The organism is Enterobacter sp. WCHEn045836 (assembly GCF_003965585.1).
In the GTDB taxonomy this organism is placed as follows: Bacteria; Pseudomonadota; Gammaproteobacteria; order Enterobacterales; family Enterobacteriaceae; genus Enterobacter; species Enterobacter dissolvens.
On sequence record NZ_RXPT01000002.1, the window covers coordinates 68,204 to 81,502 of the forward strand.

The following is a 13,299-nucleotide window of genomic DNA, read 5'->3' on the forward strand; positions in this document are numbered from 1 at the left end:
GAGGGCGGGAACAAAATTTACAGCGCTTTCAGCATCCTGACTTCGCAATCGACGTGGCCGGTACAGCCCAGCGGCGCATCGATATGCTGAAAGCCCAGATGTTCATACAGGCCGATGGCCTCTTTGAGGAAGGCGGTTGTTTCGAGGTAGCAGCGTGTAAAACCCTGATTGCGGGCATGTTCGAGTGCAACCAGCGCCAGTTTTTTCGCCAGGCCTTGCCCGCGAACTGATGGCAGGAAATACATTTTCTGCAATTCGCAGATATCCGGCTCGCTGCAGCTGAGCGGTGCAACGCCGCCGCCGCCTACCACCCGGCCATTCTGCTCAATAACCCAATAGGCGTGGCCTGGCTGGCTGTACAGCTGAAACAGCTCATCCAGATTCGGGTCGGCAACCGTATAGCCTTTATCGGCCGTCAGGCCATACTCGGCAGAGACGGTGCGGATAACGGCGGCAATCGCCGGGTTGTCCTGCTCAGTGATCCGACGCATCGTCGTCGCGACGGGGGTAATCACGCTCATAGCATTACTCATGACAAAAATTGACACACAACTGCTGTTAATAGCACCGCAGAAAGGGGAGTGCAAGCGAGGAGTTTTCAGGAAGAGTACCCCTTACGCCCTGAAGCGTAAGGGGTAAAAGCATTACAGGGCCGCAATAACCGCCTGCTGCTCAATCAGCTTGGTTTTCGCATCGGCGAAAGCAACCAGGCGTTCACGCTCTTTGGCGATGACCGCTTCCGGCGCGCGGGCGACAAAGCCTTCGTTCGCCAGTTTGCTTTCGATTTTGCCAATTTCCACGTCGACTTTGGCCACTTCTTTCGCCAGACGAGCCAGCTCGGCATCTTTGTCGACAAGACCCGCCATTGGGATCAGCAGCTCAGCGCCATCGATGATTTTTGTCACAGAGACCGGACCTTTGTCATCGGCTGGCAGCACGGTGATGCTTTCCAGACGCGCCATGGTTTTCAGGAAGGTGTTGTTCTCGGTGACACGACGAACAGCCGCGTCGCTGCAACCGCGCAGGAGCAGTTCCAGTGGTTTGCCCGGGGCGATGTTCATTTCTGCACGGATGTTACGTACAGCGACGATCGCCTGCTTCAGCCACTCGGTATCCGCTGAGGCAGCTTCATCCACTTTAGCGGCATCGAATTCCGGGAACGGCTGCAGCATAATGGTGTCGGCGTTGATACCCGCAATCACTTTCACACGCTGCCAGATGGTTTCGGTGATAAATGGAATGACCGGATGCGCCAGACGCAGCAGACCTTCCAGCACGGTAATCAGCGTGTTACGCGTACCGCGCAGTTCCGCCTCCGTTCCACCGTTCATGACCGGCTTCGCCAGCTCCAGATACCAGTCACAGAACTGGTTCCAGGTGAATTCGTACAGAATGCCCGCCGCGATGTCGAAGCGGTAGCTGTCCAGCGCCTCGCGGAACGCTTTCACCGTCTGGTTGAACTCGGCCAGGATCCAGCGATCGGCCAGAGACAAGATCATCTCGCCGCCGTTGAAGCCGCAATCCTGATCTTCGGTGTTCATCAGCACGAAGCGGCTGGCGTTCCACAGTTTGTTACAGAAGTTACGGTAACCTTCCAGACGCTTCATGTCCCAGTTGATATCGCGACCGGTGGAGGCCAGCGCTGCCAGGGTGAAACGCAGGGCGTCGGTACCGTGAGATTCAATCCCGTTCGGGAACTGTTTCTCGGTGCGTTTGCGGATCTTCTCTGCCAGCTGCGGCTGCATCATGTTGCCGGTACGTTTTTCCAGCAGCTCTTCCAGGGAGATACCATCAACCATGTCCAGCGGGTCAATGACGTTGCCCTTGGATTTGGACATCTTCTGGCCTTCATCGTCACGGATAAGACCGGTCATATAGACGGTATGGAACGGAACCTGTGGCTTGCCGTTTTCATCTTTGATGAAGTGCATGGTCATCATGATCATGCGGGCAATCCAGAAGAAGATAATATCGAAGCCGGAGACCATCACGCTGGTTGGGTGGAACTGACGCAGCGCGTCGGTGTTCTCTGGCCAGCCGAGGGTGGAGAAGGTCCACAGCGCGGAGGAGAACCAGGTATCCAGCACGTCTTCGTCCTGACGCAGGGCAACATCCGCGCTCAGGTTGTTTTCCTGACGCACTTCATCTTCACTGCGGCCAACGTACACGTTGCCTTCGTTGTCGTACCATGCCGGGATACGGTGACCCCACCACAGCTGACGGGAGATACACCAGTCCTGAATATCGCGCATCCAGGAGAAGTACATGTTTTCGTACTGTTTTGGCACGAACTGAATGCTGCCGTTTTCAACCGCTTCAACAGCCGGTTTTGCCAGCACGTCGGCACGCACGTACCACTGGTCGGTCAGCATTGGCTCGATAACCACACCGCCGCGGTCGCCGTACGGCACGGTCAGATCGTGAGGTTTAATCTCTTCCAGCAGGCCGAGGGCGTCAACGGCAGCCACAATTGCTTTACGCGCGGCAAAGCGTTCCAGCTTCTGGAACTCAGCCGGGATGTCGCTTGAGTAAACGTCGGATTCGTTGCCTTTGGTGTCATACACTTCTGCGCTTTCGCGGATATCACCGTCGAAGGTCAGAATGTTGATCATTGGCAGGGCGTGACGACGACCTACTTCGTAGTCGTTGAAGTCGTGTGCCGGGGTGATCTTCACGCAGCCGGTGCCTTTTTCCATGTCGGCGTGTTCATCGCCCACAATCGGAATGCGGCGATTCACCAGCGGCAGCACCACGAATTTGCCAATCAGATCTTTATAACGCGGATCTTCCGGGTTAACGGCCACGCCGGTATCGCCCAGCAGGGTTTCCGGACGGGTGGTCGCCACCACTAAGTAATCTTTACCGTCTGCGGTTTTCGCGCCGTCGGCCAGCGGATAGCGGATGTGCCACATGGAGCCTTTAGACTCGCGGTTCTCCACTTCCAGGTCAGAGATGGCGGTGCGCAGTTTCGGATCCCAGTTTACCAGGCGTTTGCCACGGTAAATCAGGTCTTCTTTGTACAGACGGACGAACACTTCTTTCACGGCGTTGGAAAGGCCTTCGTCCATGGTGAAACGCTCGCGCTCCCAGTCTACGGAGTTACCGAGACGGCGCATCTGACGGGTAATGGTGCCGCCAGATTCTGCTTTCCACTGCCAGATTTTGTCGATAAAGGCGTCGCGGCCGTAGTCGTGACGGGTTTTACCCTCTTCAGCGGCAATCTTACGCTCAACCACCATTTGGGTCGCGATACCCGCGTGGTCAGTCCCCGCCTGCCACAGGGTGTTTTTGCCCTGCATGCGCTGGTAGCGGATCATGGTATCCATGATGGTCTGCTGGAAGGCATGACCCATATGCAAACTGCCGGTGACGTTCGGCGGCGGGATCATGATGCAGAAGGACTCTTTGCTTTCATCGCCGTTAGGCTTGAAATAGCCCTGCTGTTCCCAGTGCTCGTAAAGCGGCTGTTCGATATCGCGTGGGTTATATGTCTTTTCCATTATTTCCAGGTTGCCGTATTCAGGTTAAAACCAGCCAGGCGGTACGCTTTGTAGCGTTCGCGCGCCAGTTGTTTCAAGGATTCTTCGTAAGGGACAAAGTCTACCACTTCTGTGAAAGCGGTGGCAAAATCTGCAAAATCTATCCGCAGGCTAATCAGAATATCGCGCGCGCTGCTGTTGCGCTTTTGCGGCCAGGCTATCTCTACCGGTGCGCCGCCGCGCGGACCTTCGCCAGACAGGTTATGCGGAACAAAACTCTCCGGCGGGCGGGCCCACAGCGCTTCGTCCAGGCGAATCGCCTGTTGTTCATCTTCACAGGCAATGAGCACACGTTTACCTGCGCGCCAACGTTCTGCGGCAATTTCACACACCAGCTGTTCTACGGCGCTGAGGCCATCCTGATGGGTGTCGTTGTCCAGAAGGTAGAACGTTGCATTCTTCATATATGGGGCTTCTTAGTTTGGATTCAAATGCAAAGCCGGGTGGCGCTACCGCTTACCCGGCCTACGGTTGAGTGGCGTTGTAGGCCGGGTAAGGCGCAACCTCCACCCGGCTGTTACATCACTCGTCGCCATTAAATCCGGCGCGATTGAGCAGGAACTGCGACAGCAGCGCAACCGGATGACCGGTCGCACCTTTGGCTTTTCCGGAGCGCCAGGCGGTGCCGGCAATATCCAGGTGCGCCCAGTTGTACTTGCGGGTGAAGCGTGCCAGGAAGCAGCCCGCGGTGATGGCACCACCAGGACGGCCACCGATGTTCGCCATATCCGCAAAGTTAGACTCCAGCTGTTCCTGGTATTCGTCACCCAATGGCAGGCGCCATGCACGGTCACCGGCTTGTTCGGACGCGCCGATAAGCTCGTGCGCCAGCGGGTTGTGGTTCGACATCAGGCCGGTGATGTGGTGACCGAGCGCGATGACGCAGGCACCGGTCAGGGTTGCCACGTCGATCACCGCTTCAGGTTCGAAGCGCTCAACGTAGGTCAACACGTCGCACAGCACCAGGCGGCCTTCGGCATCGGTGTTGAGCACTTCAACGGTCTGGCCGGACATGGTGGTCAGGACGTCACCCGGACGGTAAGCACGTCCACCAGGCATGTTTTCGCAGCCAGCCAGGACGCCGATAACGTTAATGGGTAACTGCAGTTCAGCCACCATACGCATCACGCCGTAAACGGCCGCTGCGCCACACATGTCGTACTTCATCTCATCCATGCCTTCGGCAGGCTTGATGGAGATACCACCGGAGTCGAAGGTCAGGCCTTTACCGACCAGCACAATTGGACGCGCGTCTTCAGACGGATTGCCCTTGTATTCGATGACCGACATCAGGGATTCGTTCTGCGAACCGTTGCCAACCGCCAGGTAAGAGTGCATACCCAGCTCTTTCATCTGCTGTTCGCCGATGACGCGGGTGATGACATTTTTACTGTAGGAATCAGCCAGCTGGCGCGCCTGAGAGGCCAGATAGGCGGCGTTACAGATATTAGGCGGCATGTTGCCTAAATCTTTTGCGGCTTTAATCCCGGCGGCAATCGCCAGACCATGCTGGATAGCGCGCTCGCCGCTGGTCAGTTCGCGACGGGTTGGCACGTTAAAGACCATTTTACGTAACGGACGACGCGGCTCGCTTTTATTGGTCTTGAGCTGATCGAAGCTGTACAGACTCTCTTTTGCGGTTTCGACAGCCTGACGCACTTTCCAGTAGGTGTTACGGCCTTTGACGTGCAGTTCAGTCAGGAAGCAAACGGCTTCCATAGAGCCGGTATCATTCAGCGTATTAATTGTTTTCTGAATCACCTGCTTATACTGACGTTCATCCAGCTCGCGTTCTTTGCCGCAGCCAATCAGCAGAATACGTTCGGACAGCACGTTCGGAACATGGTGCAGCAACAGCGTCTGCCCAGGTTTGCCTTCCAGTTCGCCACGGCGCAGCAGGGCGCTAATGTAGCCGTCACTGATTTTATCGAGTTGCTCGGCGATCGGGGAGAGTCGGCGTGGTTCAAAGACGCCCACAACGATGCAGGCACTCCGCTGTTTCTCCGGGCTACCGCTTTTTACACTGAACTCCATGCACTACGCTCCTGAATCTTAAAGACAACAGCGGCTGCTACGGATAGAATTGAAACCTTTCGTAACTCAAGTCCGCTGTTGTGGTGACTTCGTGTTAATCTTACGTTATTACGGTTTCGACACGTCAGAAAAAGTCCTGAAGCGTGAATCCGCCGGATGTTTTAATCTTAGCGATGATTTCGACGACTCAAGAGAATAAATGACGTTTAAGCCATGAAACAAGCGATTTTCCAGCAAAGAGACGGGTTTTTACGGGCGTATTTAAAGTGATAATCATAAGATATCTGGTGCGGGAGACGCTCAAAAGCCAACTGGCGATCCTCTTCATCCTGTTGCTGATTTTTTTCTGTCAGAAGCTGGTTAAGATCCTCGGTGCGGCCGTTGACGGCGAAATTCCAACGAATCTGGTGCTTTCCCTGCTTGGTTTAGGGATCCCGGAAATGGCGCAGCTTATTCTGCCGCTAAGTCTTTTCCTCGGTCTGCTCATGACGCTCGGTAAGCTCTACACCGAGAGTGAAATCACGGTGATGCATGCCTGCGGCCTGAGCAAGGCCGTGCTGGTGAAAGCCGCCATGATACTGGCGCTGTTCACGGGGATCGTCGCCGCGGTGAATGTGATGTGGGCGGGCCCAATGTCCTCTCGTCATCAGGATGAAGTGCTGGCTGAAGCGAAAGCGAACCCTGGCATGGCGGCGTTAGCGCAGGGGCAATTCCAGCAGGCGACTGACGGTAACTCGGTGCTGTTTATTGAGAGCGTCGACGGCAGTAAATTCAACGACGTCTTCCTTGCGCAGCTGCGTACCAAAGGAAACGCGCGGCCGTCGGTTGTCGTGGCTGACTCCGGCCAGCTTGCTCAGCGCAAAGATGGTTCCCAAATCGTGACGCTGAATAAAGGCACCCGTTTTGAAGGTACCGCGATGCTCCGTGACTTCCGTATTACGGATTTCCAGAACTATCAGGCCATTATCGGCCATCAGGCTGTAGCGCTGGATCCAAGCGATACCGATCAGATGGATATGCTCACCCTGTGGAATACCAACAACGACGGTGCGCGTGCGGAATTCCACTGGCGTGTCACTCTCGTATTCACCGTCTTTATGATGGCATTGATCGTCGTTCCACTGAGTGTGGTGAACCCGCGTCAGGGACGCGTGCTCTCGATGCTGCCGGCGATGCTGCTGTACCTGATCTACTTCCTGCTGCAGACCTCGATTCGCTCCAACGGTGCTAAGGGCAAGCTGGATCCGATGGTTTGGACGTGGGCCGTCAACAGTTTGTACATCCTGCTGGCGCTGGGATTAAACCTGTGGGATACGGTGCCAGTGCGTCGCCTTCGTGCCCGATTCTCGCGTAAAGGAGCCATCTAATGCAGGCGTTTGGCGTTCTTGATCGCTATATCGGTAAAACCATTTTCACCACCATCATGATGACGTTGTTCATGCTGGTGTCGCTCTCCGGCATTATCAAATTTGTCGATCAGTTGAAAAAAGCCGGGCAAGGGAGCTACGACGCGCTGGGCGCAGGGATGTATACCCTGCTCAGCGTGCCAAAAGATGTGCAGATTTTCTTCCCGATGGCCGCCCTGTTGGGCGCGCTGCTGGGGCTGGGGATGCTGGCACAACGCAGCGAGCTGGTAGTGATGCAGGCTTCGGGCTTCACCCGTATGCAGGTGGCGTTGTCAGTCATGAAAACCGCGATCCCGCTGGTGCTGTTAACCATGGCAATTGGCGAGTGGGTGGCGCCGCAGGGTGAGCAGATGGCGCGTAACTATCGTGCGCAGGCGATGTACGGTGGTTCGCTGCTCTTGACACAGCAAGGGCTGTGGGCGAAAGACGGCCATAACTTTGTCTATATCGAACGGGTGAAAGGCGATGATGAACTGGGCGGCGTGAGTATTTATGCCTTCAATGATCAGCGTCGTTTACAGTCTGTACGTCATGCGTCGTCGGCGAAATTTGACCCTGAACACAAGCAGTGGCGGTTATCCCAGGTTGACGAGTCTGACCTGACAGATCCAAAACAGATCACTGGTTCTCAGACGGTGTCCGGGACGTGGAAAACCAACCTCACGCCGGACAAACTGGGTGTCGTGGCGCTGGATCCGGATGCACTCTCCATCAGCGGATTGCACAACTATGTGAAATACCTGAAGTCGAGCGGGCAGGATGCCGGACGCTATCAGCTCAACATGTGGAGCAAAATCTTCCAGCCGATGTCCGTGGCGGTGATGATGCTGATGGCCCTGTCGTTTATCTTCGGCCCGTTACGTAGCGTGCCGATGGGTGTTCGTGTGGTCACCGGTATCAGCTTCGGTTTTGTATTCTACGTCCTCGATCAGATCTTCGGCCCGCTGACGCTGGTTTATGGCATCCCGCCGATTATTGGTGCGCTGCTGCCGAGCGCCAGCTTCCTGCTGATCAGCCTCTGGCTGCTGCTGAAACGCTCCTGATTGTCCTCTCCTCGCTTCCGGTTATCCGGGAGCGAGGCTAATCTCCTGTTTCACCCCGCACTTTTTCTCACAACCTTCAACGCCGCGCCGCGAATTTGAGTATTATTGAGCGATAAAGTCGTGAAGGGATCCTCTATGAAGCAAATTCGAATGCTTGCCCAGTACTACGTCGACCTGATGATGAAGCTCGGGCTGGTGCGTTTCTCCATGCTGCTGGCGCTGGCGCTGGTTGTTCTGGCCATTGTCGTGCAAATGGCCGTGACCATGGTGTTACATGGTCAGGTCGAGAGTATCGACGTGATCCGCTCTATCTTCTTCGGTTTGCTGATCACCCCCTGGGCGGTCTATTTCCTCTCTGTCGTCGTGGAGCAACTGGAAGAGTCCCGCCAGCGCCTGTCAAAGCTGGTCGATAAGCTGGAAGAGATGCGCGAGCGCGATCTGAAGCTCAACGTGCAGCTGAAAGACAATATCTCCCAGCTTAACCAGGAGATTTCGGATCGTGAGAAGGCGGAAGCCGAGCGTCAGGCAACGCTGGAGCAGCTGAAAATCGAAATGAAAGAGCGCGAGGTGACGCAGATCCAGCTTGAGCAGCAATCCTCTTTCCTGCGTTCGTTCCTCGATGCTTCACCGGATCTGGTTTTCTACCGTAACGAAGACAAAGAGTTCTCCGGCTGTAACCGGGCGATGGAGCTGCTGACCGGCAAAAGTGAAAAGCAGCTGATTCACCTGAAGCCGCAGGATGTCTATTCTGAAGAGGCGGCTGCCAAGGTCATGGAGACGGATGAAAAAGTCTTCCGCCACAACGTCTCGCTGACCTATGAACAGTGGCTGGATTACCCGGACGGGCGCAAAGCGTGCTTTGAGATCCGTAAAGTGCCGTACTACGACCGCGTCGGGAAACGTCATGGCCTGATGGGCTTTGGCCGCGATATTACCGAACGTAAGCGCTATCAGGATGCCCTTGAGCGTGCCAGCCGCGATAAGACCACCTTCATCTCCACCATCAGCCATGAACTGCGTACGCCGTTAAACGGCATCGTTGGCTTAAGCCGAATTCTGCTGGACACCGACCTGACGGCGGAGCAGGAGAAATACCTCAAAACGATCCATGTCTCGGCGGTCACGCTGGGGAATATCTTCAACGATATTATCGACATGGATAAGATGGAGCGCCGTAAAGTCCAGCTGGATAACCAGCCGGTTGATTTCACCAGTTTCCTTGCCGATCTGGAAAACCTGTCCGGCCTGCAGGCGCAGCAGAAGGGATTACGCTTTGTCATGGAGCCAACCCTGCCGCTGCCGCACAAAGTGGTCACGGACGGCACGCGTCTGCGTCAGATCCTGTGGAACCTGATCAGCAACGCGGTGAAATTTACCCAGAAGGGTCAGGTGGCGGTGCGTATCCGTTATGACGAAGGAGACATGCTGCACTTTGAGGTGGAAGACTCCGGGATTGGCATTCCGCAGGAAGAGCAGGACAAAATCTTTGCCATGTATTACCAGGTGAAGGACAGCAACGGCGGTAAGCCAGCCACTGGTACGGGGATTGGCCTGGCGGTATCTAAACGGCTCGCGAAGAGCATGGGCGGTGATATCACCGTGTCCAGCCAGGCGGGCAAAGGCTCAACCTTTACCCTGACGGTGCATGCTCCGGCGGTGGCGGAAGAGGTTGAGGATACCTTCGAACATGATGATATGCCGCTCCCGGCGCTGCATGTCCTGCTGGTGGAGGACATCGAGTTAAACGTGATTGTGGCGCGCTCGGTGCTGGAAAAACTCGGGAACAGCGTGGACGTGGCGATGACCGGTAAAGCCGCGCTGGAGATGTTTAAACCGGGCGAATATGACCTCGTTCTGCTGGATATTCAGCTACCGGACATGACCGGGCTGGATATCTCCCGCGCGCTGACAACGCAGTACGCGGCCGATGAACTGCCGCCGCTGGTCGCGCTGACGGCCAACGTACTGAAAGATAAAAAAGAGTACCTCGATGCCGGTATGGATGATGTGCTCAGCAAGCCGCTGGCGGTGCCTGCTCTGACCGCCATGATCAAGAAGTTCTGGGATACCCATGATGAAGAGGAGAGCACCATGACGTCTGTTGATAGCGCCAAAGCCCAAACGATTCTGGATACTGCCATGCTGGAACAGTACATCGACCTGGTCGGCCCCAAACTGATTACCGACGGTCTGGCCGTGTTCGAAAAAATGATGCCGGGCTACCTGAACGTACTGGAGTCCAACCTGACCGCGCGCGATCAGAAAGGGATTGTGGAAGAAGGACATAAGATCAAAGGCGCCGCTGGCTCTGTCGGGTTACGCCACCTGCAGCAATTGGGTCAACAGATTCAGTCACCTGATTTACCAGCATGGGAAGATAACGTGGGTGATTGGGTCGAAGAGATGAAACAAGAGTGGCAGAACGATGTGGCGGTGCTTAAAGCCTGGGTGGATGCCAGAAAAAAATGACCCCGGCTTAACCGGGGTGCGCGAATACTGCGCCAACACCAGGGAAATCGTGGCTGCGCCTGATTTTTCGTGTTGTTTTCGCATGGGCGCCGCCTGAAAATTTAGGCCGCACGCAGATAAGATAGCAAATCTTAAATGATTTGTTACATGAATCAGTGAAATGTGTGAAGCATAGCGTTTTAATCAAAATTAATTATGTGCTTCAGCGAGTTGCAAAGAAGGAACGTCATGATGAAAAAGATTGGTGTCGTACTGAGCGGATGCGGTGTTTACGATGGTTCCGAAATACATGAAGCCGTCATCACGCTGCTGGCCCTGGCAAGGCAGGGAGCAGAGGCGATCTGTTTCGCACCGGACAAAAAACAGGCTGATGTGATTAATCATCTGACCGGCGAACCCATGGCGGAAACCCGTAACGTACTGATCGAAGCGGCGCGTATAGCGCGTGGCAATGTTCACCCTCTTATTCAGGCGGATGCGACAGAGCTCGACGCGTTAATCGTGCCGGGCGGATTTGGCGCGGCCAAAAATCTCAGTACTTTTGCTTCAGAAGGGGCGGCGTGTCAGATCGATCCCCAGCTGAAAGCGTTATCACAGGCGATGCATGCGGCGGGTAAACCGCTGGGCTTTATCTGTATCGCGCCGGCGATGCTGCCAAAAATCTTTGATTTCCCGCTGCGTCTGACGATCGGCACCGACATTGATACCGCCGAAATCATCGAGGAGATGGGCGGAGAGCACGTCCCTTGTCCGGTGGATGACATTGTGGTGGATGAAGACAACAAGATCGTCACCACCCCTGCCTGGATGCTGGCGCAGAATATTGCCGAGGCCGCGACGGGCATCGAAAAGCTGGTGGCCAGAGTGCTGGTGCTGACTGAATGAGTCGTAAATTCGGTGCAGGCGCATGGGTGAAACGTATTCTGTTGCGCATTGTTCTTGTGCTGGCAGTGTTCTGGGGCGGTGGACTCGCCTTATTCAGCATTATGCCGGTACCGTTTTCTGCCGTGATGGTCGAGCGTCAGCTTGGGGCATGGTTCACCGGTGATTTCAGCTATGTCGCCCATTCGGACTGGGTAAGCATGAGTGAGATCTCGCCTTATATGGGGCTGGCCGTGATTGCCGCAGAGGACCAGAAATTCCCGGTGCACTGGGGGTTTGACGTGGCGGCAATCGAGAAAGCGCTGGCGCATAACGAACGTCATGAAAACCGCGTGCGTGGCGCATCGACATTATCGCAGCAGACGGCAAAGAATCTGTTCCTGTGGGACGGCCGCAGTTGGGTGCGCAAAGGGCTGGAGGCGGGGGTGACGCTGGGGATGGAAACGGTCTGGAGCAAAAAACGCATTCTGACCGTCTATCTCAATATCGCTGAGTTTGGTGACGGTGTATTCGGTGTGGAGGCCGCCGCGCAGCGCTATTTCAATAAACCGGCCAGCCGACTGAGTATGTCTGAAGCGGCGCTCCTGGCCGCCGTCTTACCAAATCCTATCCGCTTTAAGGCCAACGCTCCGTCAGGATACGTGCGAAGCCGTCAGGCGTGGATCATGCGCCAGATGCGTCAGTTGGGAGGGGAAGGTTTTATGGAGCGCAATAAATTAATGTAGGGCGGGTAAGCGCAGCGCCACCCGCCTGAATAGCAGACCTTAATCTTCGTCGAACCCGGCGTTAAACAGTGCAATGACTGCCGCCAGCGCTTCTTCTTCCTGTGGACCAGTGGCTTCGACTTCAATCTGGCGACCTTTGGCTGAGTCCAGCATTAGCAGCGCAATGACGCTGTTTGCTTCCGCTTCGGTCCCTTCATCATTTCGCAGCAGAACTTCCGCATCGAAACCTTGCATCAGTTCAAACAGCTTCATCGCCGGGCGCGCGTGCATGCCCAGCTTATTGGTGATCTCAACGGTCTGTTTTACGGTCATGTTTTACGTTTTTCCAGCGTGCGATGACGGGACTGAACGTTCTTTCCGCGCGAACGGAAATAGTCGGCCAGCTGTTCGGCGATGTAGACCGAACGATGTTTACCGCCGGTACAGCCAATCGCCACCGTCAGATAGCTACGATTGTTTGTCTCCAGCATAGGTAACCATAGCTCAAGGTAGCTTCGCGTCTGGTAGATAAAATTGTGAACTTCTGTGTGCCTGTCAAGGAACGCCGCGACGGGTTTATCCAGACCGGTCATCGGACGCAGTTTCGGATCCCAGTGCGGGTTTGGCAGGAAGCGCACATCGAAAACATAATCCGCATCGATAGGAATACCGTGCTTAAAGCCGAATGACTCAAAGACCATCGTCAGCTCACGCTCGCGTTTGCCCAGTAAACGGGTGCGCAGCATTTCTGCCAGCTCGTGAACGGACATTTCTGAGGTGTCGACAATCAAATCGGCGCGTGAGCGCAGCGGCTCAAGCAGGTCGCTCTCTTCGTCGATTGCGCTCTCCAGAGAGAGGTTCTTGCTGGAAAGCGGGTGCAAACGACGGGTATCGCTGTAGCGACGGATGAGCGTGTTGCGGTCAGCGTCAAGGAACAGCAGCTGAGGCGAAAACGTGTCCGGCAGGTTACTCATCGCCTGTTCAAAGATTTCTGGCGATTCAGGCATGTTACGGACGTCGATGCTGACGGCGGCAGAGATTTGTCTGTCTGCAAGGGTGCGCGCCAGCTCGGGCAACAGTACCACCGGCAGGTTATCTACGCAGTAAAAACCCATGTCTTCCAGCGCGCGCAGGGCCACGGATTTCCCCGACCCCGAACGGCCACTGACAATCATCAGCACCATGTTCCGTTTCTCCTCAGGACAACAGATGTGAAGGCCAT

The 13,299-nt window shown here is 55.5% G+C and carries 11 protein-coding genes; 5 read left to right on the top strand and 6 right to left on the bottom strand.

The window, feature by feature from the left end:
• Nucleotides 1–17: 17 nt before the first annotated feature.
• From EKN38_RS02690 to pepA, 4 genes are all read right to left on the bottom strand, one after another.
• Complete coding sequence (locus tag EKN38_RS02690; protein WP_014833464.1) at nucleotides 18–521, bottom strand: GNAT family N-acetyltransferase; 504 nt, start codon at nucleotides 519–521, stop codon at nucleotides 18–20.
• Nucleotides 522–644: 123 nt separating this feature from the next.
• Nucleotides 645–3,500: a valine--tRNA ligase gene (locus EKN38_RS02695; RefSeq protein WP_014833463.1), complete on the bottom strand. Its 2,856-nt coding sequence runs from the start codon at nucleotides 3,498–3,500 to the stop codon at nucleotides 645–647.
• On the bottom strand, nucleotides 3,500–3,943 hold the full coding sequence (holC, locus tag EKN38_RS02700) for a DNA polymerase III subunit chi (protein ID WP_008502815.1): 444 nt from the start codon (nucleotides 3,941–3,943) through the stop codon (nucleotides 3,500–3,502). The genes EKN38_RS02695 and holC overlap by 1 nt, the downstream gene beginning before the upstream one ends.
• A 118-nt stretch (nucleotides 3,944–4,061) precedes the next feature.
• Nucleotides 4,062–5,573, bottom strand: a complete 1,512-nt coding sequence (gene pepA / locus EKN38_RS02705; RefSeq protein WP_126521623.1) for a leucyl aminopeptidase — start codon at nucleotides 5,571–5,573, stop codon at nucleotides 4,062–4,064.
• Nucleotides 5,574–5,839: 266 nt separating this feature from the next.
• On the opposite strand from pepA, the gene lptF reads away from it, so the two are divergent.
• The 5 genes from lptF (at nucleotide 5,840) to mtgA (ending at nucleotide 12,098) form a co-directional block, all read left to right on the top strand.
• The gene (gene lptF / locus EKN38_RS02715; RefSeq protein WP_126521625.1) at nucleotides 5,840–6,940 is read left to right on the top strand and encodes an LPS export ABC transporter permease LptF; all 1,101 of its coding nucleotides are present in this window, start codon (nucleotides 5,840–5,842) and stop codon (nucleotides 6,938–6,940) included.
• A complete protein-coding gene (lptG, locus tag EKN38_RS02720; RefSeq protein WP_126521627.1) occupies nucleotides 6,940–8,022 on the top strand; it encodes an LPS export ABC transporter permease LptG in 1,083 nt (360 codons plus the stop codon). The genes lptF and lptG overlap by 1 nt, the downstream gene beginning before the upstream one ends.
• 135 nt (nucleotides 8,023–8,157) lie before the next feature.
• A complete protein-coding gene (gene arcB / locus EKN38_RS02725; protein ID WP_126521629.1) occupies nucleotides 8,158–10,491 on the top strand; it encodes an aerobic respiration two-component sensor histidine kinase ArcB in 2,334 nt (777 codons plus the stop codon).
• 231 nt (nucleotides 10,492–10,722) lie between these two features.
• Nucleotides 10,723–11,376, top strand: coding sequence for an isoprenoid biosynthesis glyoxalase ElbB (elbB, locus tag EKN38_RS02730; RefSeq protein WP_014833459.1), 654 nt, complete (start codon nucleotides 10,723–10,725; stop codon nucleotides 11,374–11,376).
• Complete coding sequence (mtgA, locus tag EKN38_RS02735) at nucleotides 11,373–12,098, top strand: monofunctional biosynthetic peptidoglycan transglycosylase (RefSeq protein WP_014833458.1); 726 nt, start codon at nucleotides 11,373–11,375, stop codon at nucleotides 12,096–12,098. Before elbB ends, mtgA begins: the two co-directional genes overlap by 4 nt.
• A gap of 39 nt (nucleotides 12,099–12,137) precedes the next feature.
• On the opposite strand, the gene npr is transcribed toward mtgA, so the two are convergent.
• Nucleotides 12,138–12,410, bottom strand: coding sequence for a PTS phosphocarrier protein NPr (gene npr, locus EKN38_RS02740; RefSeq protein ID WP_003861872.1), 273 nt, complete (start codon nucleotides 12,408–12,410; stop codon nucleotides 12,138–12,140).
• A complete protein-coding gene (rapZ, locus tag EKN38_RS02745) occupies nucleotides 12,407–13,261 on the bottom strand; it encodes an RNase adapter RapZ (protein ID WP_013098945.1) in 855 nt (284 codons plus the stop codon). Before rapZ ends, npr begins: the two co-directional genes overlap by 4 nt.
• Nucleotides 13,262–13,299 lie beyond the last annotated feature (38 nt).

Excerpts from the sequence above, each read along its gene's own strand:
- EKN38_RS02690 (WP_014833464.1), bottom strand. The coding sequence starts at position 521 with ATGAGCGTGATTACCCCCGTCGCGACGACGATGCGTCGGATCACTGAG.
- EKN38_RS02695 (WP_014833463.1), bottom strand. The coding sequence starts at position 3,500 with ATGGAAAAGACATATAACCCACGCGATATCGAACAGCCGCTTTACGAG.
- holC (WP_008502815.1), bottom strand. The coding sequence starts at position 3,943 with ATGAAGAATGCAACGTTCTACCTTCTGGACAACGACACCCATCAGGAT.
- pepA (WP_126521623.1), bottom strand. The coding sequence starts at position 5,573 with ATGGAGTTCAGTGTAAAAAGCGGTAGCCCGGAGAAACAGCGGAGTGCC.
- lptG (WP_126521627.1), top strand. The coding sequence starts at position 6,940 with ATGCAGGCGTTTGGCGTTCTTGATCGCTATATCGGTAAAACCATTTTC.
- arcB (WP_126521629.1), top strand. The coding sequence starts at position 8,158 with ATGAAGCAAATTCGAATGCTTGCCCAGTACTACGTCGACCTGATGATG.
- elbB (WP_014833459.1), top strand. The coding sequence starts at position 10,723 with ATGAAAAAGATTGGTGTCGTACTGAGCGGATGCGGTGTTTACGATGGT.
- mtgA (WP_014833458.1), top strand. The coding sequence starts at position 11,373 with ATGAGTCGTAAATTCGGTGCAGGCGCATGGGTGAAACGTATTCTGTTG.
- npr (WP_003861872.1), bottom strand. The coding sequence starts at position 12,410 with ATGACCGTAAAACAGACCGTTGAGATCACCAATAAGCTGGGCATGCAC.
- rapZ (WP_013098945.1), bottom strand. The coding sequence starts at position 13,261 with ATGGTGCTGATGATTGTCAGTGGCCGTTCGGGGTCGGGGAAATCCGTG.